This window comes from Rubrivivax rivuli (genome assembly GCF_004016505.1).
Taxonomy (GTDB): Bacteria; Pseudomonadota; Gammaproteobacteria; order Burkholderiales; family Burkholderiaceae_C; genus Rubrivivax; species Rubrivivax rivuli.
Map to the genome: position 1 here is coordinate 528,944 of NZ_SACR01000005.1, position 22,885 is coordinate 551,828.

The 22,885-nt window shown below is 70.1% G+C and carries 20 protein-coding genes; 19 read left to right on the forward strand and 1 reads right to left on the reverse strand.

Annotated features, from left to right (window positions below):
* Positions 1-35: 35 nt before the first annotated feature.
* From EOE66_RS18295 to EOE66_RS18320, 6 genes are all read left to right on the forward strand, one after another.
* The gene (locus tag EOE66_RS18295) at positions 36-2,066 is read left to right on the forward strand and encodes an acetyl-CoA carboxylase biotin carboxylase subunit (RefSeq protein WP_128230154.1); all 2,031 of its coding nucleotides are present in this window, start codon (positions 36-38) and stop codon (positions 2,064-2,066) included.
* Between the two features lie 33 nt (positions 2,067-2,099).
* Positions 2,100-3,134, forward strand: coding sequence for a biotin synthase BioB (bioB, locus tag EOE66_RS18300; protein ID WP_128230155.1), 1,035 nt, complete (start codon positions 2,100-2,102; stop codon positions 3,132-3,134).
* A gap of 8 nt (positions 3,135-3,142) precedes the next feature.
* Positions 3,143-3,610: a VOC family protein gene (locus EOE66_RS18305; protein ID WP_128230156.1), complete on the forward strand. Its 468-nt coding sequence runs from the start codon at positions 3,143-3,145 to the stop codon at positions 3,608-3,610.
* Positions 3,611-3,726: 116 nt separating this feature from the next.
* Entirely contained in the window at positions 3,727-4,548 is an 822-nt protein-coding gene (gene panB / locus EOE66_RS18310; RefSeq protein ID WP_128230157.1) for a 3-methyl-2-oxobutanoate hydroxymethyltransferase, read from the forward strand.
* Positions 4,548-5,399 carry a pantoate--beta-alanine ligase gene (gene panC / locus EOE66_RS18315; RefSeq protein ID WP_128230158.1) on the forward strand — a complete coding sequence of 284 codons (852 nt, stop codon included), beginning with the start codon at positions 4,548-4,550 and terminating at the stop codon, positions 5,397-5,399. Before panB ends, panC begins: the two co-directional genes overlap by 1 nt.
* Before the next feature lie 90 nt (positions 5,400-5,489).
* Positions 5,490-6,176 (forward strand): tellurite resistance TerB family protein, encoded by a 687-nt coding sequence (locus EOE66_RS18320; RefSeq protein ID WP_128230159.1) that lies wholly within the window; start codon positions 5,490-5,492, stop codon positions 6,174-6,176.
* Between the two features lie 22 nt (positions 6,177-6,198).
* Here EOE66_RS18320 and EOE66_RS18325 read toward each other — a convergent pair whose 3' ends face one another.
* On the reverse strand, positions 6,199-8,025 hold the full coding sequence (locus EOE66_RS18325) for a hypothetical protein (protein WP_128230160.1): 1,827 nt from the start codon (positions 8,023-8,025) through the stop codon (positions 6,199-6,201).
* A gap of 21 nt (positions 8,026-8,046) precedes the next feature.
* Between EOE66_RS18325 and EOE66_RS18330 the strand changes: the two genes are divergently transcribed.
* From EOE66_RS18330 to folC, 13 genes are all read left to right on the forward strand, one after another.
* Positions 8,047-8,700, forward strand: a complete 654-nt coding sequence (locus tag EOE66_RS18330) for a DUF938 domain-containing protein (RefSeq protein WP_128230161.1) — start codon at positions 8,047-8,049, stop codon at positions 8,698-8,700.
* 199 nt (positions 8,701-8,899) lie between these two features.
* Complete coding sequence (locus tag EOE66_RS18335) at positions 8,900-9,814, forward strand: LysR family transcriptional regulator (protein WP_128230162.1); 915 nt, start codon at positions 8,900-8,902, stop codon at positions 9,812-9,814.
* A complete protein-coding gene (gene leuC / locus EOE66_RS18340) occupies positions 9,811-11,235 on the forward strand; it encodes a 3-isopropylmalate dehydratase large subunit (protein WP_128230163.1) in 1,425 nt (474 codons plus the stop codon). Before EOE66_RS18335 ends, leuC begins: the two co-directional genes overlap by 4 nt.
* Positions 11,235-11,882, forward strand: coding sequence for a 3-isopropylmalate dehydratase small subunit (leuD, locus tag EOE66_RS18345; RefSeq protein ID WP_128230164.1), 648 nt, complete (start codon positions 11,235-11,237; stop codon positions 11,880-11,882). Before leuC ends, leuD begins: the two co-directional genes overlap by 1 nt.
* A gap of 21 nt (positions 11,883-11,903) precedes the next feature.
* The gene (leuB, locus tag EOE66_RS18350) at positions 11,904-13,007 is read left to right on the forward strand and encodes a 3-isopropylmalate dehydrogenase (RefSeq protein WP_128230245.1); all 1,104 of its coding nucleotides are present in this window, start codon (positions 11,904-11,906) and stop codon (positions 13,005-13,007) included.
* Positions 13,008-13,106: 99 nt separating this feature from the next.
* Positions 13,107-14,234 carry an aspartate-semialdehyde dehydrogenase gene (gene asd, locus EOE66_RS18355; protein WP_128230165.1) on the forward strand — a complete coding sequence of 376 codons (1,128 nt, stop codon included), beginning with the start codon at positions 13,107-13,109 and terminating at the stop codon, positions 14,232-14,234.
* 255 nt (positions 14,235-14,489) lie between these two features.
* Positions 14,490-17,066, forward strand: a complete 2,577-nt coding sequence (locus EOE66_RS18360; protein WP_128230166.1) for a motility hub landmark protein FimV — start codon at positions 14,490-14,492, stop codon at positions 17,064-17,066.
* 34 nt (positions 17,067-17,100) lie between these two features.
* Entirely contained in the window at positions 17,101-17,883 is a 783-nt protein-coding gene (gene truA, locus EOE66_RS18365) for a tRNA pseudouridine(38-40) synthase TruA (protein ID WP_128230167.1), read from the forward strand.
* Between the two features lie 8 nt (positions 17,884-17,891).
* Complete coding sequence (locus tag EOE66_RS18370; protein ID WP_128230168.1) at positions 17,892-18,563, forward strand: phosphoribosylanthranilate isomerase; 672 nt, start codon at positions 17,892-17,894, stop codon at positions 18,561-18,563.
* Positions 18,564-18,611: 48 nt separating this feature from the next.
* Entirely contained in the window at positions 18,612-19,886 is a 1,275-nt protein-coding gene (gene trpB / locus EOE66_RS18375) for a tryptophan synthase subunit beta (protein WP_128230169.1), read from the forward strand.
* A complete protein-coding gene (gene trpA / locus EOE66_RS18380; RefSeq protein WP_128230170.1) occupies positions 19,883-20,692 on the forward strand; it encodes a tryptophan synthase subunit alpha in 810 nt (269 codons plus the stop codon). The genes trpB and trpA overlap by 4 nt, the downstream gene beginning before the upstream one ends.
* A gap of 12 nt (positions 20,693-20,704) precedes the next feature.
* Positions 20,705-21,577 carry an acetyl-CoA carboxylase, carboxyltransferase subunit beta gene (gene accD, locus EOE66_RS18385; RefSeq protein WP_128230171.1) on the forward strand — a complete coding sequence of 291 codons (873 nt, stop codon included), beginning with the start codon at positions 20,705-20,707 and terminating at the stop codon, positions 21,575-21,577.
* Positions 21,578-21,621: 44 nt separating this feature from the next.
* Positions 21,622-22,878 (forward strand): bifunctional tetrahydrofolate synthase/dihydrofolate synthase, encoded by a 1,257-nt coding sequence (gene folC, locus EOE66_RS18390; protein WP_245479103.1) that lies wholly within the window; start codon positions 21,622-21,624, stop codon positions 22,876-22,878.
* Positions 22,879-22,885 lie beyond the last annotated feature (7 nt).

Below are 22,885 nucleotides of genomic sequence, written 5' to 3' on the forward strand. Positions count from 1 at the left end.
CTTGGTCCAACCTCAGAGCTTCGAAAGCCAGCGCCATGTTTAAAAAGATCCTCATTGCCAACCGCGGCGAGATCGCCTGCCGCGTCATCAAGACCGCGAAGCGGATGGGCATCGCCACCGTGGCGGTGTACTCCGATGCCGACCGCGACGCGCGCCACGTCGAACTGGCCGACGAAGCCGTGCGTCTGGGCCCCGCCCCCAGCCGCGAGAGCTACCTCGTCGCCGACAAGATCATCGCCGCCGCCAAAGCCACGGGCGCGCAGGCCATCCACCCGGGTTACGGCTTCCTCAGCGAGAACGAAGACTTCGCGCGCCGCGTGGAGGAAGAAGGCCTGGTCTTCATCGGCCCCAAGCACGCCAGCATCGCGGCCATGGGCGACAAGATCGCCTCGAAGAAGCTGGCCGGCGAGGCGAAGGTCAACACCATCCCCGGCTGGAACGCGCCCATCGAGACGCCCGAGCAGGCGGTGAAGATCGCGCAGGACATCGGCTACCCGGTGATGATCAAGGCCAGCGCCGGCGGCGGTGGCAAGGGCCTGCGCGTGGCCTTCAACGACAAGGAAGCTTTCGAAGGCTTCAGCAGCTGCCGCAACGAAGCCCGCAACAGCTTCGGCGACGACCGCGTCTTCATCGAGAAGTTCGTCGAGAGCCCGCGCCACATCGAGATCCAGGTGCTGGGCGATGCGCACGGCCACGTCGTCTTCCTGCACGAGCGCGAGTGCTCCATCCAGCGCCGCCACCAGAAGGTGATCGAAGAAGCGCCGTCGCCCTTCATCAGCGAAGCCACCCGCGCGGCCATGGGCGCGCAGGCCGTGGCCCTGGCCAAGGCCGTGAACTACCAGAGCGCGGGCACGGTGGAGTTCGTGGTCGGTAAGGACCAGAGCTTCTATTTCCTGGAGATGAACACGCGGCTGCAGGTGGAGCACCCGGTCACCGAGAGCATCACCGGCATCGACCTCGTCGAGATGATGATCCGCGTGGCCGCGGGCGAGAAGCTGCCTTTCACACAGGAGCAGATTCCGCGCCGCGGCTGGGCCATCGAGTGCCGCATCAACGCGGAAGACCCCTTCCGCGGCTTCCTGCCTTCCACCGGCCGGCTGGTGCGCTACCAGCCGCCACCGACCACGATGGAAGCGGCGCTGCCGATGCCGGAAGCTGGCGGCGTGCGTGTGGACACCGGCGTCTATGAAGGCGGCGAGATCCCGATGCACTACGACTCGATGATCGCCAAGCTCATCGTGCACGGGGCCACGCGGGGCGAGGCCATCGCGAAGATGCGCGAGGCGCTCAACGGCTTCGTCATCCGCGGCGTCAACAGCAACATCCCCTTCCAGGCGGCGCTGCTGGCGCACCCGAAGTTCGTCAGCGGCGACTTCAACACCGGTTTCATCGCCGAGCACTACGCGCAGGGCTTCAAGGCCGAAGACGTGCCGCACGCCGACCCCGGCTTCCTGCATGCGCTGGCGGCGGCGGCCTGGCGCCTGTACCGCGAGCGTGCGGTCGGCATCAGCGGCCAGCTGGATGGGCATGGCGTGAGCGTGGGCGAAGACGCGGTGGTGGTCGTCAAAGGCGCTGCCGGCCAGCACCTGCACGTGCCGGCGCGCGTGGCCTTGGCCGAGGCTGGCGTGCAGGTGGTGCTGGGCGGCCAGACCTACGCGCTGCAACTGCAATGGCGCTTCGGCGGCATCCGCGCACAGGGGCTGTGCAACGGCCAGCCCTTCACCGCGCAGATGGAACGCCAGGGCCTGTGGCTGCGCGTGGAACACAATGGCACCCGCATCGAAGCGCAGGTGATGAGCCCGCGCGCGGCCGAGCTGATGCGGCTGATGCCCTTCAAGGCACCGGCCGACATGAGCAAGTTCCTCCTCTCGCCCATGCCCGGCCCGCTGGTGGACGTGGCCGTTCAGCCCGGCCAGAAGGTGCTGGCCGGTGAAAGGCTGGCCGTCATCGAAGCGATGAAAATGGAGAACATCCTCACCGCCACGCAAGACGGCGTGGTGGCCGAGTTGCTGGCGAAGAAGGGCGAGAGCCTCGCCGTCGACCAGCCCATCCTCAGCTTCCGCTGAAGAACTCTTGCCCTGATTGAAAGCCTGCCTGCCATGAACGCAGCCGTCACCGAATCTCCCATCCAACTGCACCGCCCGGCCAAGCCCGTCGCACCCGCGGCCGGGCCGTGGACCCGCGAAGCCGTGCTGGCGCTGATGGAGAAGCCCTTCATGGAACTGGTGCAGCAGGCCCACGCCGTGCACCGCGAGCACTGGCCCGATGGCGACATCGAACTGGCCAGCCTGCTGAGCGTGAAGACCGGCGGCTGCCCCGAAGATTGCGGCTACTGCCCGCAGAGCGTGCACTACGACACCGGCGTCGACGCGAGCAAGCTGATGGCGCCCGACGCGGTGCTGGAAGCCGCGCGCGCCGCGCAGGAAGCCGGTGCCACGCGCTTCTGCATGGGCGCGGCCTGGCGCAGCCCCAACGACCGCGACGTGGAGAAGGTGGCCGAGCTCGTGCGCGGCGTGCGCGGCCTGGGCCTGCAGACCTGCGCCACGCTCGGCATGCTGTCGCCTTCGCAGGCCGGCACGCTGGCCGAGGCGGGCCTGGACTACTACAACCACAACCTCGACAGCGCGCCCGACTTCTACCCCACCATCATCGGCACACGGCAGTACCAGGACCGGCTCGACACGCTGAAGAACGTGCGCGACGCCGGCATCCACGTGTGCTGCGGCGGCATCGTCGGCATGGGCGAAACGCGCGAGCAGCGCGCCGGCCTCGTGGCCGAACTCGCCAACCTGAACCCGCCGCCGGAATCGGTGCCCGTCAACGACCTGGTGCGCGTGGAAGGCACGCCGCTCGCTGGGGAACTGAAGGAGACGCCGCCGCTCGATCCGTTCGAAGTGGTGCGCGTGATCGCCGCCGCCCGCATCACCATGCCGGGCTCGCGCGTGCGCCTGTCGGCCGGCCGGCGCGAGCTGGGCGATGGCATCCAGGCCCTGTGTTTCATGGCCGGCGCCAACAGCATCTTCTACGGCGACAAACTGCTCGTCACCGGCAACCCCGATGCCGAAGGCGACCGCGCGCTGCTGCAACGCCTGGACCTGAAGACCACCGGGCAGGTGGTCGCCGCCAAGGGCTGAGCCTCCTCATGAGCACGCCCAAGCCCTTCCGCATCCTCGGGGTGCAGCAGATCGCCATCGGCGGCCCTGACAAGCAGCGCCTGCAGAAGCTGTGGGTCGAGATCTTCGGCCTGCAGGTGAAAAGCACCTTCGTCAGCGAACGCGAGAACGTCGACGAGGACATCTGCGCCTTGGGGCAGGGCCCGCACGCGGTGGAGGTCGACCTGATGCAGCCGCTGGACCCCGAGAGAAAGCCAGCCGTGCACACCACGCCACTGAACCACGTGGGCCTGTGGGTGGACGACCTGCCCAAGGCCGTCGAATGGATGACGGCCAACGGCGTGCGCTTCGCCCCGGGCGGCATCCGCAAGGGCGCCGCGGGCCATGACATCTGCTTCATCCACCCGAAAGCCAGCGACGATTTCCCCATCGGCGGCGAAGGCGTGCTCATCGAGCTGGTACAGGCGCCGGCCGAGGTCATCGCTGCCCTGGGCTGACCTTGTCAGCCGCGGGCCCATCTAGGCACCGCACTCCAACCGCAGCCGCACGGGGTGTCACCGTGCCGGCTTATGCTTCGCGCCCCCGCGGCCCCGGCCGCAGCACCTTGGCGATCATGAGCGACCGCAAACCCCTCACGCTGCACCGCCTGCGCGCGATGCACGCCGCCGGCGAGAAGCTGGCCATGCTGACCTGCTACGACGCGGCCTTCGCCGGCGTGCTGGATGCAGCCGGCGTGGACATCCTGCTGGTGGGCGATTCGCTGGGCATGGTGCTGCAGGGCCGCGACAGCACGCTGCCCGTCACCGTGCCCGAGATGGCCTACCACACGGCCTGCGTGGCGCGTGGCCGCCGCAGCGCCTGGCTGGTGGCCGATCTGCCCTTCGGCAGCTACCAGCAGAGCACGGCGCAGGCCATCGAGAGCGCCGTGGCGCTGATGCAGGCCGGCGCGCAGATGGTCAAGCTGGAGGGCGGCGGCTGGACGGTGCCGGTGGTGGCCGCGCTGGTGGAGCGCGGCATCCCGGTGTGCGCGCACCTGGGCCTGACGCCGCAGTCGGTGCACGCCCTGGGCGGCTGGCGCGTGCAGGGCCGCGACGAAGCGGCGGCCGCGCAGCTGCTGGCCGATGCGCAGGCCCTGGCCGAAGCCGGCGCCGCGATGATGGTGCTGGAACTGGTGCCCAGCGCACTGGCCGCGCGGGTGCAGCAGGCCGTGAACATCCCGATGATCGGCATCGGCGCCGGGCCCGGCACGGCGGGGCAGGTGCTGGTGCTGCACGACATGCTGGGCCTCAACGGCCAGAACGTGCCGCGCTTCGTGCGCAACTTCATCGCCGACGTCGGGCCCACCGACAACCCGGTGCAGGAGGCCGTTCGCCGCTACGTGGCGGCCGTGAAGGACGGCAGCTTCCCCGACGCCGTTTTGCACGGGTACCAGTGATGCAGGTGGTCAAGAGCATCGCGGCGCTGCGCGAAGCGCTGCAGCCCGGGCCGGCGCCGGCCTTCGTGCCCACGATGGGCAACCTGCACGACGGCCACCTGGCCCTGGTGCGCCAGGCGCGTGCGGCCGTGGGCCCACAGGTGCCGGTGGTGGCCAGCATCTTCGTCAACCGCCTGCAGTTCGCGCCGCACGAGGACTTCGACAGCTACCCGCGCACCTTCGAACGCGACTGCGCGCTGCTGCAACAAGAAGGCTGCGATCTCGTCTTCGCGCCCGACGAGGCCGAGCTCTACCCCGAACCGCAGACCGTGAAGGTGCACCCGCCCGCGGCGCTGGCCGACGTGCTGGAAGGCGCCTTCCGCCCCGGCTTCTTCGTCGGTGTGTGCACGGTGGTGCTGAAGCTCTTCAACGCCGTGCAGCCGGGCGTGGCCGTCTTCGGCAAGAAGGACATGCAGCAGTTGATGGTCATCCGCCACATGGTGCGCCAGCTGGCTTTGCCGGTGCAGGTGCTGGCTGGCGAGACGGCGCGGGCCGACGACGGCCTGGCGCTCAGCTCGCGCAACGGCTACCTCTCGCCCGCAGAGCGCGCCGAGGCGCCCGCACTGGCGCAGGCGCTGCGCACGCTGGCCGCCGCGGTGCAGGCCGGCCGGCGCGACGTGCACGCGCTGGAGACCGAGGCCATGGACCGCCTGAGTGAGCGCGGCTGGGCGCCCGACTACGTGGCGCTGCGCCGCCAGGCCGACCTGGGCGAGCCGCAGCCCGGCGCCGGCGAGGCGCTGGTGGTGCTGGCCGCGGCGCGCTTGGGCCGCACGCGGCTGATCGACAACCTCGAGCTCACGACCCTGTCCTGAGGCCCGACCCCGGGTGCGGTCTCAGCGCCTGGGGTTTTCCCTTCGCTAGAGTGCTGGTTCCTTGGTTTTCTTGATGAACAGGACCTGCCCATGAGCGCCTTCTCTCTGCTCGAACAACTGCTGAAGTCCGGCATGCCCGCCGCGGGCAGCCCGCAGCGCAGCGATCTCGGCAAGTACGCCGGCGGTGCCGCCGTGGGCGGCGTTCTGGGCCTGCTGATGGGCAGCAAGCGCGGCCGCAGCATGGGCGGCACGGCGCTGAAGTACGGCAGCGTCGCGGCCCTGGGCGCGCTGGCCTGGAAGGTCTATCAGGACCACCAGGCCAAGCAGGCAGCCGCCACCGCGCCAGCGCCGGCCCGCGCGCCGGTCGATATCACGCCACCGGCCTATGCCGCGCCCGCCAGCTTTGCCGCGCTGCCCGCGCCGCAACTGGAAGCGCACAGCCAGGCCATGCTCAAGGCGCTGATCGCAGCAGCCAAGGCCGATGGCCACATGGACCAGCGCGAGCGCGGCCTGGTGCACGCCGAGCTGCAGCGCATCGAGGCCGACGCAGCCACGCGCGCCTGGGTGGACGCCGAACTCGCGCGCCCGGTGGAGCCCGCCGAAGTGGCCGCTGCCGCCACCGGGCCCGAGATGGCGGCCGAGATGTACCTGGCCAGCGTGCTGATGGTCGACCAGACCACCACCATGGAGCGCGCCTACCTCGACGCGCTGGCGCGCGAGCTGCGCCTGGCCCCCACGCTGAAAGCCGACCTGGAAGCGCGCGCCGCGGCGGTGTGAAGGGCCGCCGGCCCACCACTGCTCAGGCCGCGCTGCGCAGCGGCACCGCCGCCGGGCTGGCCGGCCGCACGGTGCTGAGGCAACTCACCAGCGCCTCCACCAGCTCGTCGCCGTTCATGCCGCGGTCCACGGCCATCACGTGGGCCGCGGGCAGCGGCTGGCCGGGCTGGGTGCCCAGCGTGCCGTGCACGGCGGCGTGGTCGGTCTGGCCGTCCACCAGGAAGACGGTGCGCGACAGGGCGCCGGTGTCGCGCAGTTGCGCCAGCTCCCAGGCGGTACCGCGTCGTTCGGTGTTGAAGCCGCGCAGGTCCACCACCACGGCATCGCAGCCCTGCAGCAGGCCTTTCACGGCCTCTTGCCACATGTCGGCGAAACAGAAGTACTCGTTGACGCGGTAGCGGCCGTCGGGGTCGGGCTGATCGTCCAAGGTGGAGATGCGGCGGCGCAGCGTGGCGCTGTCGGCGATGAAGCTGTCGCGCAGGCGCCCGCGCAGGAAGGCGGCGGCCTTGGCCGGGTCGATGGTGTGCGCGGCCATGTCGGTGCCGCCGATCAGCACGATGGGGCCGATGAAGCGCCAGCGGTACTCCAGCTCGTCCATCAGGCGCTCGCCACGGCTGTCTTGCGCGAACACGCGCAGCACCAGCAGGCGGCGGTTGCTGGCCAGCGGCTGCAGGCCGTAGCGCGTGACCAGCCAGTACACCAGCAGCGCCAGTGCGCTGGCGCCGGCCAGCTGCAGGTTGCTGGGGTCGATGAGCGAGGCGCCCTGGAACATGGTCTCGATGGCCATGGCCACGCCCGAGACCGCCAGCATCCAGCTGAAGACCTGGAACTGCGCGTCGCTGAAGAGCTTCTGCGCGTAGGCCAGGCCGATCCAGCTCAGCATGAAAAACGCCGCCAATGCACCCAGGCCCAGCGCACAGCCGAGGATGAGGCTGCGCGTGAACGTGTCCTCGGGCTGCAGCAGGTCCCAGGCCAGCGCCCCGGCGCCCAGCGCCACCACGAAGATGGTGAGCAGCGCCGCACCCAGCAGCGGCACCAGCGTGCGCTTGATGCGGTCGACCATGGTCAGGAAACACAGGCCGATGGCCACCAGCGCGATGAAGCAGGAAGACAGCAGCTTCAGCAGCACCGGGTGCTGCACCACGTTCAGCGCCACCAGCAGTGTGCCCAGCACCACCAGCACGGCCGGCAGCTTGAACTTCCAGCCCCACAGCACCGCCATCGCCTGCAGGCGGCGCCCCCAGGCCGTGGGCGCCCAGGCGCGCAGCAGCACCGCGGCGGCCGTGAGCAGCACCACGCCGCCCAGCGCCAGCAGCGAGGCCTGCCGGCCGCCGCTGCCGCCCAGCGAGGTGACGATGGCCTGCATCGCGAAGGCTGCAAAGGTGGCCGGCGCGAAGTACACCCAGAACAGCCGCCCGAAGCGCGCCGCCGACACGCCCAGCAGCACCACCGGCCCGCAGAAGGCCGCGAACATGAAGAAGGAGATGCCCCAGGACAGCAGGCCGTCGCTGCCGCTGTCGAAGCGGTAGAAGAAGGCCGTGGCGGCCATCGCCGAGTACAGCGTCAGCACCCCCAGCAGCACGCCCAGCACCCGCCGGCGCTGGCGCTCGATGGCATGCAGCAGCGCGCGACCCTGCAGCGGCGCCGTGGCCGAGGCCGGCGGGGCGGCGGCCGGCGCCATCATGAAGTTGCGCAAGCGGCGCCGGTACAGGCGCAGCACCCAGGGCGCGCTCAGCTGGGCCAGGACCATCACCACGATGCCCAGCCAGGTGAAGGCGATGCTGAGATCCACCGCCTCGGCCGGCAAGGGGGCGGAGGCTGCCAGGGTGGCGGCGGTGGGGGTGTCCATGGGGCGCGGACAATGTAGGCCATGACGCGCTCTGGCACACCCCCTACCGTCGCCCCTGCCGTCGTTGCACCCGCGCCGGCCGATCTGCCCTTCAGCCCTGCCGCCGAGCGCAACGCGCCGCACATCCTGCACGTGCTGCAGGCCTGGCTGCCACCGGCGGCCGAGGTGCTGGAGATCGCCAGCGGCACGGGCCAGCATGCGCAGCACTTCGCGCAGGCGCAGCCGCAGTGGCGCTGGTGGCCCACCGAAGCGCAGGCCGCGGCCTTGCCCGTGCTGCAGGCGCGCTGCGCCGGCATGCCCAACGTGCAGGCCCCGCAGGTGCTGGACGTGATGGCGCCGTCCTGGCCTGTGCCCGCCGCCGCCTTCGACGCGGTGATGGTGGCCAACCTGCTGCACATCTCGCCCTGGCCGGCCACGGCGGCCTTCTTCCGCGGTGCGGCGCGGGCCTTGCGCCCCGGCGGCTGCGTGGCCGTCTACGGTCCCTTCGTGGTGCCGGGCGAGCCGCTGGCGCCCAGCAACGCCGCCTTCGACGCCGACCTGCGCTCGCGCGACGCCCGCTGGGGGCTGCGTTCGCTGCCCGACGTGCAGGCCGAGGCGCTGGCCGCCGGCCTGCGCTTGGCCGAACGCCGCGACATGCCGGCCAACAACCTGCTGCTGCGCTGGGTGACGGCTTGAGGCTTCACTTCAGGCGAAGCCTCGGTTGATAATCGCCGGAACATGACGCCAGCCACGAAGGCTAAGCTCTGCACTGCAGGGTGCCTTCGGTGTCTGGCTCACCGGCCGGCGCCGAGCCCGCGGCCCCCACGCCCACCGGTGTGAGGGGCAGCCCCGGCGGCGGCACCCTGCAACCCCGCCCTTTGGCGCACTGCGCCCCATGCGCTTCGACCTCACCACGCTCAACCTCGTGCTCGCCATCGCCGACACCCGCAGCATCACGCGCGGCGCCGAGCGTGAGCATCTGGCGCTGGCCGCGGCCAGCAAGCGCCTGAGCGATCTCGAAGCCCGCTTCGGCGTGCCGCTGTTCGAGCGCCACGCGCGCGGCGTGCTGCCGACCGAAGCCGGCCGTGCGCTGGTGCGCCACGTGCGCAGCCTGCATGCCAGCCTGCACGCGCTGGAAAGCGAGGTGGTGGAGTTCTCACGTGGCATCCAGGGCCACCTGCGCATCGCGGCCAATGCCGGCGCCATCAGCGAATGCCTGCCGCCTGATCTGGCGGCGTTTTCACAGGCCCACCCCAAGATCCGCATCAGCCTGGAAGACCTCACCAGCGCCGACATCCAGGCCGCCGTGGCCGAAGGCCGGGCCGACGTGGGTATCTTCGTGGCGCCGGTGCTCGACAACCGCCTCGACACGCGCACCTACCGCCACGGCGCCTTGGCCGCGATGGTGCCGGCCGGCCACGTGCTGGCCACGCGCAGCGAGGTGGCCTTCGACGACCTGCTCGACCACGACATCGTCGGCCTGCACCAGGGTGCCGCCGTGCACGAGCTGATGCGCGCCGAGGCCGAGGGCCAGGGCCGTGCGCTGAAGGCGCGGCTGCAGGTGCGCGGCTTCGACGCCATCGCGCAGCTGGTGGAAGCCGGCCTGGGCGTGGCCGTGATGCCCGCTGCCGTGGCGCAGCGTTTTGCGCAGCTTTTCCGCGTGCAGGTGCTGCCCATGCGCGACGCCTGGGCGCAGCGCAGCTACCTGCTGGGCGTGCGCCGGCAGGAGGTGCTGCCCACGGTGGTACAGCGTTTTGTCGACGCGCTGTGCCCCGCCCCACTTTCTTCTTCAGGAGACCCCCAGCCATGACCGCCAGGACGCTCTACGACAAGCTGTGGGACGAACACGTCGTCCACACCGAAGAAGACGGCACCGCCGTGCTCTACATCGACCGCCACCTCGTGCACGAGGTGACGAGCCCGCAAGCCTTCGAGGGCCTGCGCCTGGCCGGGCGCAAGGTGTGGCGCGTGAGCAGCATCGTGGCCACGGCCGACCACAACACGCCCACCACGGGCTGGGAGCTGGGCCTGGCCGGCATCACCGACACGGTGAGCAAGCTGCAGATCACCACGCTGGACGCGAACATCCGCGCCACGGGGGCGGCGGCTTACTTCCCGTTCATGGACAAGCGCCAAGGCATCGTGCACGTGATCGGCCCCGAGAACGGCGCCACGCTGCCGGGCATGACGGTGGTGTGCGGCGACAGCCACACCAGCACGCACGGCGCCTTCGGTGCGCTGGCGCACGGCATCGGCACCAGCGAGGTCGAGCACGTGATGGCGACGCAAACGCTGCTGGCGAAGAAGGCCAAGAACATGCTCGTGAAGGTGGAAGGCACGCTGGGCCGTGGCGTCACCGCCAAGGACGTGGTGCTGGCCATCATCGGCAAGATCGGCACCGCCGGTGGCACCGGCTACACCATCGAGTTCGGCGGCAGCGCCATCCGCAGCCTGAGCATGGAAGGCCGCATGACGGTGTGCAACATGGCCATCGAGGCCGGCGCGCGGGCGGGCCTGGTGGCGGTGGACGACAAGACGATTGCCTACTGCCAGGGCCGGCCGTTTTCGCCCAAGGGCGTGGAATGGGAGCAGGCCGTGGCGCATTGGCGCACGCTGCACAGCGACCCGGGTGCGCACTTCGATGCCGTGGTGGAACTCGACGCCGCACAGATCCAGCCGCAGGTGACCTGGGGTACCAGCCCCGAGATGGTGCTTCCCGTGGACGGCCGCGTGCCCGACCCCGACAAGGAAAAAGACGCCACCAAGCGCAGCGCCATCGAACGTGCGCTGGTCTACATGGGCCTGCAGCCCAACAAGGCCATCACCGACATCCGCATCGACAAGGTCTTCATCGGCAGCTGCACCAACAGCCGCATCGAAGACCTGCGCGAGGCCGCGGCCGTGGTCAAGCGTGTGGGCCAGAAGGTGGCTGGCAACGTGAAGCTGGCGCTGGTGGTGCCCGGCTCGGGCCAGGTGAAGGCGCAGGCCGAAGCCGAGGGCCTGCACGAGATCTTCAAGGCCGCCGGCTTTGAATGGCGCGAGCCTGGCTGCAGCATGTGCCTGGCGATGAACGCCGACCGCCTGGAGCCCGGCGAACGCTGCGCCAGCACCAGCAACCGCAATTTCGAAGGCCGCCAGGGCGCAGGGGGGCGCACCCACCTCGTCAGCCCCGCGATGGCCGCCGCGGCCGCGCTGAACGGCCACTTCGTCGATGTCCGGAGGATTGCTTGATGGATGCCTTCACCCTGCACACGGGCCTGGTGGCCCCGATGGACCGCGCCAACGTCGACACCGACGCCATCATCCCCAAGCAGTTCCTGAAGAGCATCGCGCGCAGTGGCTTCGGGCCTAACTTGTTCGATGAGTGGCGTTACCTCGACCCGGGTGAACCGGGCCAAGACCCGGCCAGCCGCAAGCCGAACCCTGATTTCGTGCTGAACCAGCCGCGGTACCAGGGCGCCAGCGTGCTGCTGGCGCGCCAGAACTTCGGCTGCGGCAGCAGCCGCGAGCACGCGCCCTGGGCGCTGCAGCAGTACGGCTTCCGCACCATCCTGGCGCCGAGCTTTGCCGACATCTTCTTCAACAACTGCTTCAAGAACGGCTTGCTGCCCATCGTGCTGAGCGAGGCACAGATGGACCGGCTCTTCGACGAAGTGGCGGCCTTCCCCGGCTACCAGCTCACCATCGACCTGCCGCGCCAGGTGGTGGTGAAGCCCGATGGCAGCGAGCTGCCTTTCGAGGTGGCGCCCTTCCGCAAGTACTGCCTGATCAACGGCTTCGACGACATCGGTCTGACGCTGCGGCATCAAGACAAGATCAAAGCGTTTGAAGCCGAGCGCCTGGCCAAGATGCCCTGGCTGGCTCACACCGGCCTCTGAACGAGAGCAATCACCATGAGCATGAAGATCGCCATCCTGCCGGGCGACGGCATCGGCACCGAGATCGTGGCCGAGGCCGTGAAGGTGATGCAGGTGCTGGACCTGCGCTTCGAGACCGAAACCGCGCTCGTCGGTGGTGCCGCCTACGAGGCCCACGGCCACCCGCTGCCCGAGAGCACGCTGCAGCTGGCCAAGGACGCCGACGCCATCCTCTTCGGCGCCGTGGGCGACTGGAAGTACGACAAGCTGGAGCGCGCGCTGCGCCCCGAGCAGGCCATCCTGGGCCTGCGCAAGCACCTCGGGCTGTTCGCCAACTTCCGGCCGGCGCTGTGCTACCCGCAGCTCACACACGCATCGAGCCTGAAGCCCGAACTCGTGGCGGGCCTGGACATCCTGATCATTCGCGAGCTGACCGGCGACATCTACTTCGGCCAGCCGCGTGGCCGCCGCACCGCGGTGGACGGGCAATTCCCCGGCGCCGAAGAAGCTTTCGACACCATGCGCTACAGCCGGCCGGAGATCGAGCGCATCGCGCACGTCGCTTTCCAGGCCGCGCGCAAACGCAGCAACAAGGTGACCAGTGTCGACAAGGCCAACGTGCTGGAGACCTTCCAGTTCTGGAAAGACGTGGTCACCGAGGTGCACGCTGCGCACTACCCCGATGTCGAGTTGCAGCACATGTACGTGGACAACGCTGCCATGCAGCTCGTGAAGGCGCCCAAGGCCTTCGACGTGGTCTTCACCGGCAACATGTTCGGCGACATCCTCAGCGACGAGGCCGCCATGCTCACCGGCAGCATCGGCATGCTGCCGAGCGCATCGCTGGACAAGAACAACAAGGGCCTCTACGAACCCAGCCACGGCAGCGCACCCGACATCGCGGGCAAGGGCGTGGCCAACCCGCTGGCTACAATCCTGAGCCTTGCCATGATGCTGCGCTACACCCTCCAGCAACCCGCCGCCGCCGAGCGCGTGGAAGCCGCCGTGCAGGCCGTGCTGAGCGCCGGCCTGCGCACCGGCGACATCTGGAGCGAAGGCACCACGAAAGTGGGCACGCAGGCCATGGGCGACGCGGTCATCGCGGCCCTCACTGGCAAAACCATCACCACCATTACCAAGAGCTGAAGCTCTCGGATCGTCTCGCCCCCACTCTGGACCCCGGCGATACGGCCGGGGCAGCAGCAGGGGTCCGGACAACCTGGTTAGTGGAAAGGCAAGACTGAGATGGCACTCGTAGGATTGGTTGGCTGGCGCGGCATGGTCGGCAGCGTGCTGATGGACCGCATGCAGGCCGAGGGCGACTTCGCGCTTATCGAACCGGTGTTCTTCAGCACCAGCAACGCAGGCGGCGCAGCCCCCGCGCAGGCGAAGAACGAGACGAAGCTGCAAGATGCACACGACATCGAAGCGCTCAAGCGCTGCGACATCGTGCTCACCTGCCAGGGCGGCGACTACACCAGCGCGGTCTACCCGAAGCTGCGCGCCGCAGGCTGGAACGGCCACTGGATCGACGCCGCCAGCACGCTGCGCATGAACAGCGACGCCGTCATCGTGCTCGACCCGGTGAACCTGCCTGTCATCAAGAACGCGTTGGCTGCGGGCGGCCGCAACTGGATCGGTGGCAACTGCACCGTCAGCTGCATGCTGATGGGTGTGGGCGCGCTCTACAAGGCGGGCCTCGTGGAGTGGATGAGCACGCAGACCTACCAGGCCGCCAGCGGCGGTGGCGCGCAGCACATGCGCGAGTTGCTCACGCAGTACGGCACGCTCAACGCAGCGGTCAAGCCGCTGCTGGACGACCCCAAGAGCGCCATCCTGGAGATCGACCGCCAGGTCATCGCCAAGCAACGTTCGCTCTCTGCTGACGAAACCGCCAACTTCGGCGTGCCCTTGGGCGGCTCGCTCATTCCCTGGATCGACAAGGATCTGGGCAACGGGATGAGCAAGGAAGAGTGGAAGGGCATGGCCGAGACGAACAAGATCCTCGGCCAGGGCGAAGGCTTCAGCGCGCCGGCAGTGCCGGTGGACGGCTTCTGCGTGCGCGTGGGCGCCATGCGCTGCCACAGCCAGGCGCTGACGCTGAAGCTGAAGAAGGACGTGCCCGTGGCCGACATCGAGGCCCTGATCGCCGCCGACAACGCCTGGGTGCAGGTGGTGCCGAACACGCGCGAGGCCACGCTGCAGCACCTCACGCCCGTGGCCGTGACGGGCACCATGACCATCCCCGTCGGCCGCATCCGCAAGCTGGCGATGGGCCCCGAGTACGTGGGCGCCTTCACCATCGGCGACCAGCTGCTCTGGGGCGCGGCCGAGCCGCTGCGCCGCATGCTGCGCATCCTGCTCGACGCCTGATCCTGGGCCCGACGTCCGCCGCGCCGCCCCTGCGCGGCGGGCCGTTGCCCCTTGGCAACAAGGTGCAACGGCCGCCGAAACAAAGCATTTCGCCCGCAGTTCATCAGCCTCTGCGTGAGCTTGCGCGCGTATATGCTTGATACTGTTGCGATTTCTGTCACACGGCGGGCCCATCCGGGGCCCGGATCCGTCTGACCTGAAGGGACAGCGGTCGGCTTCCGCGTGAGCCGTGACCGTCCTGCGTGGGGGAATGCCTTGAATCAAAGTCCGACGAAAGCCGCGCGGTTTGCGCTCCGTGGGGTGGCGCTGGCCGCTGCCTGCCTGTGGGCCACGCAGGCCTCTGCCCTGGGGCTGGGGCGGCTGAGCGTCACGTCCGCGTTGGGTGAAACGCTGCGGGCGGAGATCGAAGTCACGAGCATCACGCCCGAGGAGGCGGCCTCGCTGCAGCTGCGCGTGGCGCCGGCCGAGGCCTTCCGTGCCGCCGGTGTCGACTACAACGCCGTGCTGCCCTCGGCCTCGGTGCAGCTTGTGCGCCGGCCCGACGGCCGCTCGGTGGTGCGCATCACCAGCGACCGAGCGGTGCTCGAACCCTTCGTCGACGTGATCATCGAAGCCTCATGGAGCAGCGGCCGCCTGGTGCGCGAGTACACGATGCTCTTCGACCCGCCCAGCGCGCGGGTTGCGCAGCAGGCGCCGGCCGCCCCCACCACCGCCCCGGTGATGACCCCGGCGCCGCAGCCCGCCCCCGCTCCTCAAGCGGCGGCGGCCCCTGCGCCGCAGACCACCGGCACCCCGCCCGTGCGCATCACGCCTCGCGCTCCCGCCCCGGCCACCGCCGCCGCGCCGGTGGAGCCGCCACGGCCTCCCGTGGCCGGTGCCGCACCTGCCGTCGCGGGGCCCAACGAAGTGAAGGTGCGTGCAGGCGATTCGCTTTCCCGCATCGCTTCGCGCACGCAGCGGCCGGGGGTCTCGCTCGACCAGATGCTGGTCTCGCTGTTCCGCGGCAATCCCCAGGCCTTCGCCGGCGACAACATGAACCGGCTGAAGTCGGGTGCGGTGCTCTCGGTGCCGTCCACCGATCAAGCCAAGGCCATCACCGCCGCCGAAGCGCGCGAGGTCATCCAGGCGCAGAGTGCTGATTTCGCGGCCTACCGCCAGCGCCTGGCCAGCGGCACCACCACGGAGGCCGACGCCGCCGCCGGCCGCCAGGCCCGCGGTCAGGTGCAGGCGCAGGTGGACGACCGCAAGACCGCCGCCGCCCCCACGCCCGACCGCCTGAAGCTCAGCCAGGGCGGCGTGAAGGCCTCGGCCCCCGAGGTGCGTGCGTCCACCGAGACGCAGAAGCGCGATGAAGCCGCGCGCCTGGCCGAACTGGCGCGCAACGTCGAGGAACTCAAGCGCCTGCAGCAAGGCACGGCCGCCACCACCGGCCCCAAGCCAGCGGCTCCTGCGGCTGCGCCAGTACCCGCACCCGCTGCCGTGCCTGCGCCAACCGTCACGGCGGCCACGCCGCCGGCCCCCGCGCCCGCCGCGGCCCCGACGCCGGCACCGGCCCCCAAGCCCGCGGCCGCGCCTGCGCCGGCTCCTGCCCCTACGCCAGCGCCTGAAGAGGGCGGCGGCTTCCTCGACAGCCTGCTCGACAACTCGCTGCTGCTGCCGGGTGCTGGCGTGCTGGTGGTGTTGCTGGCAGGCCTGGGCCTGTACCGCCTGCGTTCGCGCCGCAAGCCGGCCGGCGAAACCTCCTTCCTGGAGAGCCGCCTGCAGCCCGACTCGTTCTTCGGTGCCAGCGGCGGCCAGCGCATCGACACGCGCGATGCGGCGGCCACTTCGAACTCGTCGATGAGCTACTCGCTCAGCCAACTCGACGCGATTGGCGACGTGGACCCGGTGGCCGAGGCAGACGTGTACCTCGCCTACGGCCGCGACCTGCAGGCCGAGGAGATCCTCAAGGAAGCCATGCGCGCCACGCCGGAGCGCATGGCCATCCGCAGCAAGCTGCTGGAGGTCTACGCCAAGCGCCGCGACATCAAGGCTTTCGAGTTGCTCGCCACGCAGCTCTTCAACCTGACGCACGGCGAGGGTGAAGACTGGCAGAAGGCCCAGGAACTGGGCCGCGGCATCGACCCGGAGAACCCGCTCTACGCTCCCGGCGGCGTGCCCGAAGAGGTGCGCGCGTCTGGCGGCGTCATGATGCCCGACGCCCTCGGCGCCTCCACGCAGCCCTACACCGCGCCGCCCACGCCACCGGCCTTCGAGCCGGCGGTGGACGCCACGCTCGATTCGCGGCTCGATTCGCGCCTGGACACCAGTGCCGGTCTCGACCTCGACCTCGGCTTCGACCTGCCCGACACGCCGGCGCCGGCCCCGACGCCCATCACCGAAACCACGCAGCCCTTCACCACGGCGGCACAGATGGTGGGTGACGACGCGCTCGACTTCAACCTCGAGCCCGCCGACGAGCCCAAGACCGTGCCGGTGCCGCGCAACGTGCCGCCGCCCCCGCCGGCCGACGAGGGCCTCGATTTCGACCTCGGCGCCTTGAGCAACGAACCCGTCACCATCGCCGTCAAGCCGCCGGCCGCGGCGCCGGCCGATGGCGGCCTGGACTTCGGCGAGTTCTCCATCGGCGGCGAAGCTCTCACGGCGCCTGATGCGTCGGCAGCCGGCGCAGACGACCCCAACGACCCGCTGGCCCGCAAGCTGGAACTGGCCGAAGAGTTCCGCCAGATCGGCGACCTGGAAGGCGCGCGCGACCTGCTCGAAGAGGTGGTCGCCAAGGGCGCTGGGCCTCTGCAGGCCAAGGCCCAGGGCATGCTCGACAAGCTGATGTGAGCAGGCGCCTCCGCGCACGCGGGGGCGCGGGCTGATGCGCGTCGCACTCGGCATCGGCTACCGCGGCCAGGGCTACCACGGCTGGCAGTCGCAGCCCGACGGCCGCACCGTGCAAGACGAGCTGGAGCTGGCGCTTTCGGCCTTCGTCACGCGCCCCATCAGCACCGTGTGCGCCGGCCGCACCGACGCCGGCGTGCACGGCCTGAACCAGGTGGTGCACCTCGACACCGACATCGAGCGCCCGGCGTTCTCGTGGGTGCGCGGCACCAACCGCTACCTGCCGGCCGACATCGCCGTGCAGTGGGCGCAGCGGGTGCCCGACAGCTTCCACGCCCGCAACAGCGCGCGCGGCCGGCGCTACCGCTTCGTGCTGCTGGAATCGCCCGTGCGCCCGGCGCTGGAGCAAGGCCTGGTGGGCTGGGTCTTCCGGCCGTTGGACGGTGAGGCCATGCGGCAGGCCGCCGCCGCCCTGATTGGCGAACACGACTTCACCAGTTTCCGCGCCGCCAACTGCCAGAGCCCGACGCCGGTGAAGACCTTGCGCGCCATCGAGATCCGCCGGCGTGGCGCCTACTGGTCCTTCGAGTTCGACGCGAACGCTTTCCTGTACCACATGGTGCGCAACATCATGGGGTGCCTGGTGGCGGTGGGGCAGGGCCGCCAGAGCCCGGGCTGGATGGCCGAGGTGCTGGCCGCGCGCAGCCGTCACGCCGCCGCGCCCACCTTCCCCCCGGACGGGCTGTACTTCGTGGGGCCGTACTACGATGAGGCGCTGCGCATCCCCGCGCACACGCCGGCAGCCGATTGGCTGCCCTGAAGGAAGCCGTGCCCCGCACCCGCATCAAGATCTGTGGCCTCACGCGCGAGGCCGATGTCGACGAGGCCCTGGAGGCCGGCGCGGACGCGCTGGGCTTCGTGCTGTACCCGAAAAGCGCCCGCCATGTGACGCTGGCGCGCGCTGCGGAACTGGCGGCCCGCATGCCCCCTTTCGTCACGCCCGTGCTGCTGCTGGTGAACGCCTCGCCGCACGACGTGCGCCTGGCCACCGAGGCGCTGCCGCAGGCGCTGCTGCAGTTCCACGGCGACGAAACGCCCGCGCAGTGCGAGGCCGCGGGCGTGCCCTACCTGCGTGCCGCGCGCATGGGCCCCGACGGCCTGGTGGCCCACCCCCACGAGGGCAGGGCGCAGACCGCTTTGCTAGACTTCGCGCAGCTGTTTTCCAGCGCACAGGCCCTGCTGCTCGACGCCCACGTCGAGGGTTTCGGTGGGGGCGGGAAGGTCTTCGATTGGTCACAGATTCCACCAAGCGTGCCCCTTCCGGTCGTTTTGTCTGGTGGGTTGAATCCTGCCAACGTGACCGATGGGGTGTTGAGCGTCCGGCCTTGGGCCGTTGACGTGAGCACCGGCGTGGAGATCAGCAAGGGCGTCAAGAGCGGCCCGCTGATGCGCCGGTTCTGCAAGGCGGTGCGCGAAGCCGACGACCGGCTCGGCACCTGACCCGCCGCAGCGCGACGCGCGCTGCGGCCACTGCCAAGGAATCACCCCATGTTGAACTACCAGCAGCCCGATGCCCGCGGGCGTTTCGGCCCCGTCGCGGGCCCGGCCACCAGCAACTACTACGGCGGCACCTTCGTCTCCGAGACGCTCATCCACGCGCTGCGTGAACTGGAGCAGGCCTACGCGAAGTACCGCGAAGACCCCGAGTTCGTCGCCGAGTTTCGCCACGAGCTGAAGCACTTCGTCGGCCGGCCGAGCCCGATCTACCACGCGGCCCGTTTGAGCCGCGAGATCGGCGGCGCGCAGATCCACCTCAAGCGCGAAGACCTCAACCACACCGGCGCGCACAAGGTGAACAACACCATCGGCCAGGCGCTGCTGGCACGCCGCATGGGCAAGCCGCGCGTGATCGCCGAAACCGGTGCCGGGCAGCACGGCGTGGCCACGGCCACCATCTGCGCGCGCTACGGCATGGAATGCGTGGTCTACATGGGCAGCGAAGACGTCAAGCGCCAGAGCCCCAACGTCTACCGCATGCACCTGCTGGGTGCCAAGGTGGTGCCCGTTGAATCGGGCAGCAAGACGCTGAAGGACGCGCTGAACGAAGCGCTGCGCGACTGGGTGACGAACGTGGAGAACACGTTCTACATCATCGGCACCGTGGCCGGCCCGCATCCCTACCCGATGATGGTGCGCGATTTCCAGAGCGTGATTGGCGACGAGTGCCTGACGCAGATGCCCGAGCAGATCGGCCGGCAGCCCGATGCCGTCATCGCCTGCGTGGGTGGCGGCAGCAACGCCATGGGCATGTTCTACCCCTACATCCCGCACGAAGGCACGCGCCTGATCGGCGTGGAAGCGGCGGGCGAGGGCATCGCCAGCGGCAAACACGCCGCCAGCCTCTCGGCCGGCACGCCGGGTGTGCTGCACGGCAACCGCACCTATTTGCTGCAAGACGCCAACGGCCAGATCACCGAAACGCACAGCATCAGCGCTGGCCTGGATTACCCCGGCGTCGGCCCCGAACACGCCTACCTGAAGGACATCGGCCGCGCCGAGTACGTGGGAGTGACGGACACCGAGGCGCTCTCGGCCTTCCACCGCCTGTGCCGCAGCGAAGGCATCATCCCCGCGCTGGAAAGCAGCCATGCCGTGGCCCACGCGATGAAGCTGGCCGCCACGATGCGCCCCGACCAGCACCTGCTCGTGAACCTGAGCGGCCGTGGCGACAAGGACATCGGCACCGTGGCCGACCTCACCGGCGCCGAGTTCTACTGCCGCCCCAGTTGCCGCGGCCAGAGCGTGAAGGGCGGTGTCGCATGAGCCGCATCCCGGAAGTCATGGCCGCTTTGAAGGCCCAGGGCCGCCCGGCGCTCATCCCCTACGTCACCGCCGGCGACCCCTACGTCGACCTCACGCCCGAGATCATGCTGGCGCTGGCCGAAGGCGGCGCCGACATCATCGAGCTGGGTGTGCCCTTCAGCGACCCGATGGCCGACGGCCCCGTCATCCAGAAGGCCAGCGAGCGCGCGCTCGCCCGCGGCATCGGTGCCACGCAGGTGCTGGACATGGTGCGCACCTTCCGCCGCAGCAACAGCACCACGCCCGTGGTGCTGATGGGCTACGCCAACCCGGTGGAGGCCTACGACCACCGCCATGGGCCCGGCCGCTTCATCACCGATGCACGCGAGGCCGGCGTCGACGGCCTGCTGGTGGTGGACTACCCGCCCGAGGAGTGCGAGGGCTTCGCCGCGCAGCTGAAGGCCGCCGGCCTGGACCTGATCTTCCTGCTGGCGCCCACCAGCACCGAAGACCGCATGGCCCAGGTGGGCCGCATCGCCAGCGGCTACGTGTACTACGTGTCGCTCAAGGGCGTGACGGGCGCCGGCCACCTGGACACCGACGCCGTGGCAGAGATGCTGCCGCGCATCCGCCGCCACGTCAGCGTGCCCGTGGGCGTGGGTTTCGGCATCCGCGACGCCGCCACCGCGAAGGCCGTGGGCGCGGTGGCCGACGCGGTGGTGATCGGCTCGCGGCTGATCCAGATTCTGGAAACCCAGACGCGCGACAATGCGCCCCTGGCAGCGCGCGCCTTCATGGCGGAGATCCGCGCCGCCCTGGACGTTTAAGGAGCTGCCCGCATGAGTTGGCTTGAGAAACTGCTGCCCCCGAAGATCCAGCCCACCGACCCGGCCGAGCGCCGTGTCGTGCCCGAGGGGCTGTGGATCAAGTGCCCCTCGTGCGAGACGGTGCTCTACAAGACCGACCTGGAGCAGAACCTCAACGTCTGCCCCAAGTGCGACCACCACCACCGCATCGGCGCGCGCGCACGGCTGGACGCCTTCCTCGACCCCGAGGGCCGCTGGGAGATCGGGCAGGAGGTGATGCCCGTCGACGCGCTGAAGTTCAAGGACAGCAAGAAGTACCCGCAGCGCCTGAAGGCCGCGCTGGAAGCCACCGGCGAGACCGACGCGCTGGTGGTGGTGGGCGGCGCGGTGATGAGCGTGCCGGTGGTGGCTGCGTGCTTCGAGTTCGAGTTCATGGGCGGCAGCATGGGCAGCGTGGTGGGCGAGCGGTTCGCCCGCGGCGTGGAAGCCGCGCTCGAGCAGAAGGTGCCTTTCGTGAGTTTCACGGCCACGGGCGGTGCACGCATGCAGGAGGGCCTGCTGAGCCTGCTGCAGATGGCCAAGACCAACGCCGCGCTCACGCGCCTGGCCAAGGCGAAACTGCCCTACATCAGCGTGCTGACCGACCCCACCATGGGCGGCGTTTCGGCCAGCTTCGCCTTCGTGGGTGACGTGGTCATCGCCGAGCCCAAGGCCCTGATCGGCTTTGCCGGCCCGCGCGTGATCGAGAACACCGTGCGCGAGAAGCTGCCCGAGGGCTTCCAGCGCGCCGAGTTCCTGCGCGACAAGGGGGCGCTGGACATGATCATCGACCGCCGCCAGATGCGGGCCACCGTGGCGCGGCTGCTGGCCCTGTTGCAGCGCCAGAGCGCTGACGCCGTCGCTTGAGTTCCCCGGTGACGCTGGGGGACTGGCTCGCGCATTGCGCGGCCATGCACCCCAAGACCATGGACCTGTCGCTGGAGCGCACCGCCGAGGTGGCGCGCCGGCTCGACATCCGCTTCTCCGTGCCCGTCATCACCGTGGCCGGTACCAACGGCAAGGGCAGCACCTGCGCGATGCTGGAGAGCATCGCGCGCCACGCCGGCTACCGCACCGGGCTGTACCAGAAGCCCGAGCTCGTCCATTTCGAAGAGCGCTGCCGCCTGAACGGCGCGCCGGTGGCGGCCGACGGTCTGGTGCCGCACTTCGCGGCGGTGGAGGCGGCACGCGGCGACATCACGCTCACGCAGTTCGAGTTCAGCACGCTGGCCATCGTGCGCCTGCTCTCGATGGCCGAGGTGGACGTGATCATTCTCGAGGTGGGCCTGGGCGGGCGCTACGACAGCGTCAACGCCTTCGACACCGACTGCGCCGTCATCACCAGCATCGACCTCGACCACATGGAGTGGCTGGGCCCCGACCGCGAGAGCATCGGCCTGGAGAAGGCGCAGATCATGCGGCCCGGCAAGCCCTGCGTGGTGAGCGACCCGCTGCCCCCGGCCAGCGTGGTGAAACACGGCGAAAGCATCGGCGCCGACCTGTGGCTGGTGGGCCGCGACTTCAACCACAGCGGCGACCGCCAGCAGTGGGGCTGGGCTGGCCGCGGCCGCCGTTACCACGGCATGAGCTACCCCGCGCTGCGCGGCGCCAACCAGTTGTTGAACGCGGCCGGTGCCATCGCCGCTTTCGAGGCCCTGCGCGAGCGGCTGCCGGTCAACGCCCAGGCCATCCGCACCGGGCTGGCGCTGGTGGAATTGCCCGGCCGTTTCCAGGTGGTGCCCGGCCAGCCGGCGCTGGTGCTGGACGTGGCCCACAACCCGCAGGCCGTGGCTGCGCTGGCGCTCAACCTCGACGCGATGGGTTTCTTCCCGCGCACCCACGCCGTGTTCGGCGCCATGCGCGACAAGGACATCCCCGGCCTGCTGGCCAAGCTGGCGCCGCTGGTGGACGTGTGGCACTGCTGCACCTTGCCCACGGCCCGCGCTGCCACGGCTGAAGAGCTGGCTGCCAGCGTGCGCGAGGCCAGCGCAGGCCGCGCCGGTGCGGCGGTGGAGGTGCACACCCACGCCAGCCCGTCCGAAGGCCTGCGCGCTGCGGCTGCGGCGGCCGACCCCGCCGACAGGATCGTGGTCTTCGGTTCCTTCTACACCGTGGGCGGTGTGCTGAAGGACGGCCTGCCCCGACTGGGCGCGGCCCATGTGGCCTGAACGGGAC

Coding starts and splice junctions, on each gene's coding strand:
- EOE66_RS18295 (WP_128230154.1), top strand. CDS start 36: ATGTTTAAAAAGATCCTCATTGCCAACCGCGGCGAGATCGCCTGCCGC.
- bioB (WP_128230155.1), top strand. CDS start 2,100: ATGAACGCAGCCGTCACCGAATCTCCCATCCAACTGCACCGCCCGGCC.
- EOE66_RS18305 (WP_128230156.1), top strand. CDS start 3,143: ATGAGCACGCCCAAGCCCTTCCGCATCCTCGGGGTGCAGCAGATCGCC.
- panB (WP_128230157.1), top strand. CDS start 3,727: ATGAGCGACCGCAAACCCCTCACGCTGCACCGCCTGCGCGCGATGCAC.
- panC (WP_128230158.1), top strand. CDS start 4,548: ATGCAGGTGGTCAAGAGCATCGCGGCGCTGCGCGAAGCGCTGCAGCCC.
- EOE66_RS18320 (WP_128230159.1), top strand. CDS start 5,490: ATGAGCGCCTTCTCTCTGCTCGAACAACTGCTGAAGTCCGGCATGCCC.
- EOE66_RS18325 (WP_128230160.1), bottom strand. CDS start 8,025: ATGGACACCCCCACCGCCGCCACCCTGGCAGCCTCCGCCCCCTTGCCG.
- EOE66_RS18330 (WP_128230161.1), top strand. CDS start 8,047: ATGACGCGCTCTGGCACACCCCCTACCGTCGCCCCTGCCGTCGTTGCA.
- EOE66_RS18335 (WP_128230162.1), top strand. CDS start 8,900: ATGCGCTTCGACCTCACCACGCTCAACCTCGTGCTCGCCATCGCCGAC.
- leuC (WP_128230163.1), top strand. CDS start 9,811: ATGACCGCCAGGACGCTCTACGACAAGCTGTGGGACGAACACGTCGTC.
- leuD (WP_128230164.1), top strand. CDS start 11,235: ATGGATGCCTTCACCCTGCACACGGGCCTGGTGGCCCCGATGGACCGC.
- leuB (WP_128230245.1), top strand. CDS start 11,904: ATGAAGATCGCCATCCTGCCGGGCGACGGCATCGGCACCGAGATCGTG.
- asd (WP_128230165.1), top strand. CDS start 13,107: ATGGCACTCGTAGGATTGGTTGGCTGGCGCGGCATGGTCGGCAGCGTG.
- truA (WP_128230167.1), top strand. CDS start 17,101: ATGCGCGTCGCACTCGGCATCGGCTACCGCGGCCAGGGCTACCACGGC.
- trpB (WP_128230169.1), top strand. CDS start 18,612: ATGTTGAACTACCAGCAGCCCGATGCCCGCGGGCGTTTCGGCCCCGTC.
- trpA (WP_128230170.1), top strand. CDS start 19,883: ATGAGCCGCATCCCGGAAGTCATGGCCGCTTTGAAGGCCCAGGGCCGC.
- accD (WP_128230171.1), top strand. CDS start 20,705: ATGAGTTGGCTTGAGAAACTGCTGCCCCCGAAGATCCAGCCCACCGAC.
- folC (WP_245479103.1), top strand. CDS start 21,622: ATGCACCCCAAGACCATGGACCTGTCGCTGGAGCGCACCGCCGAGGTG.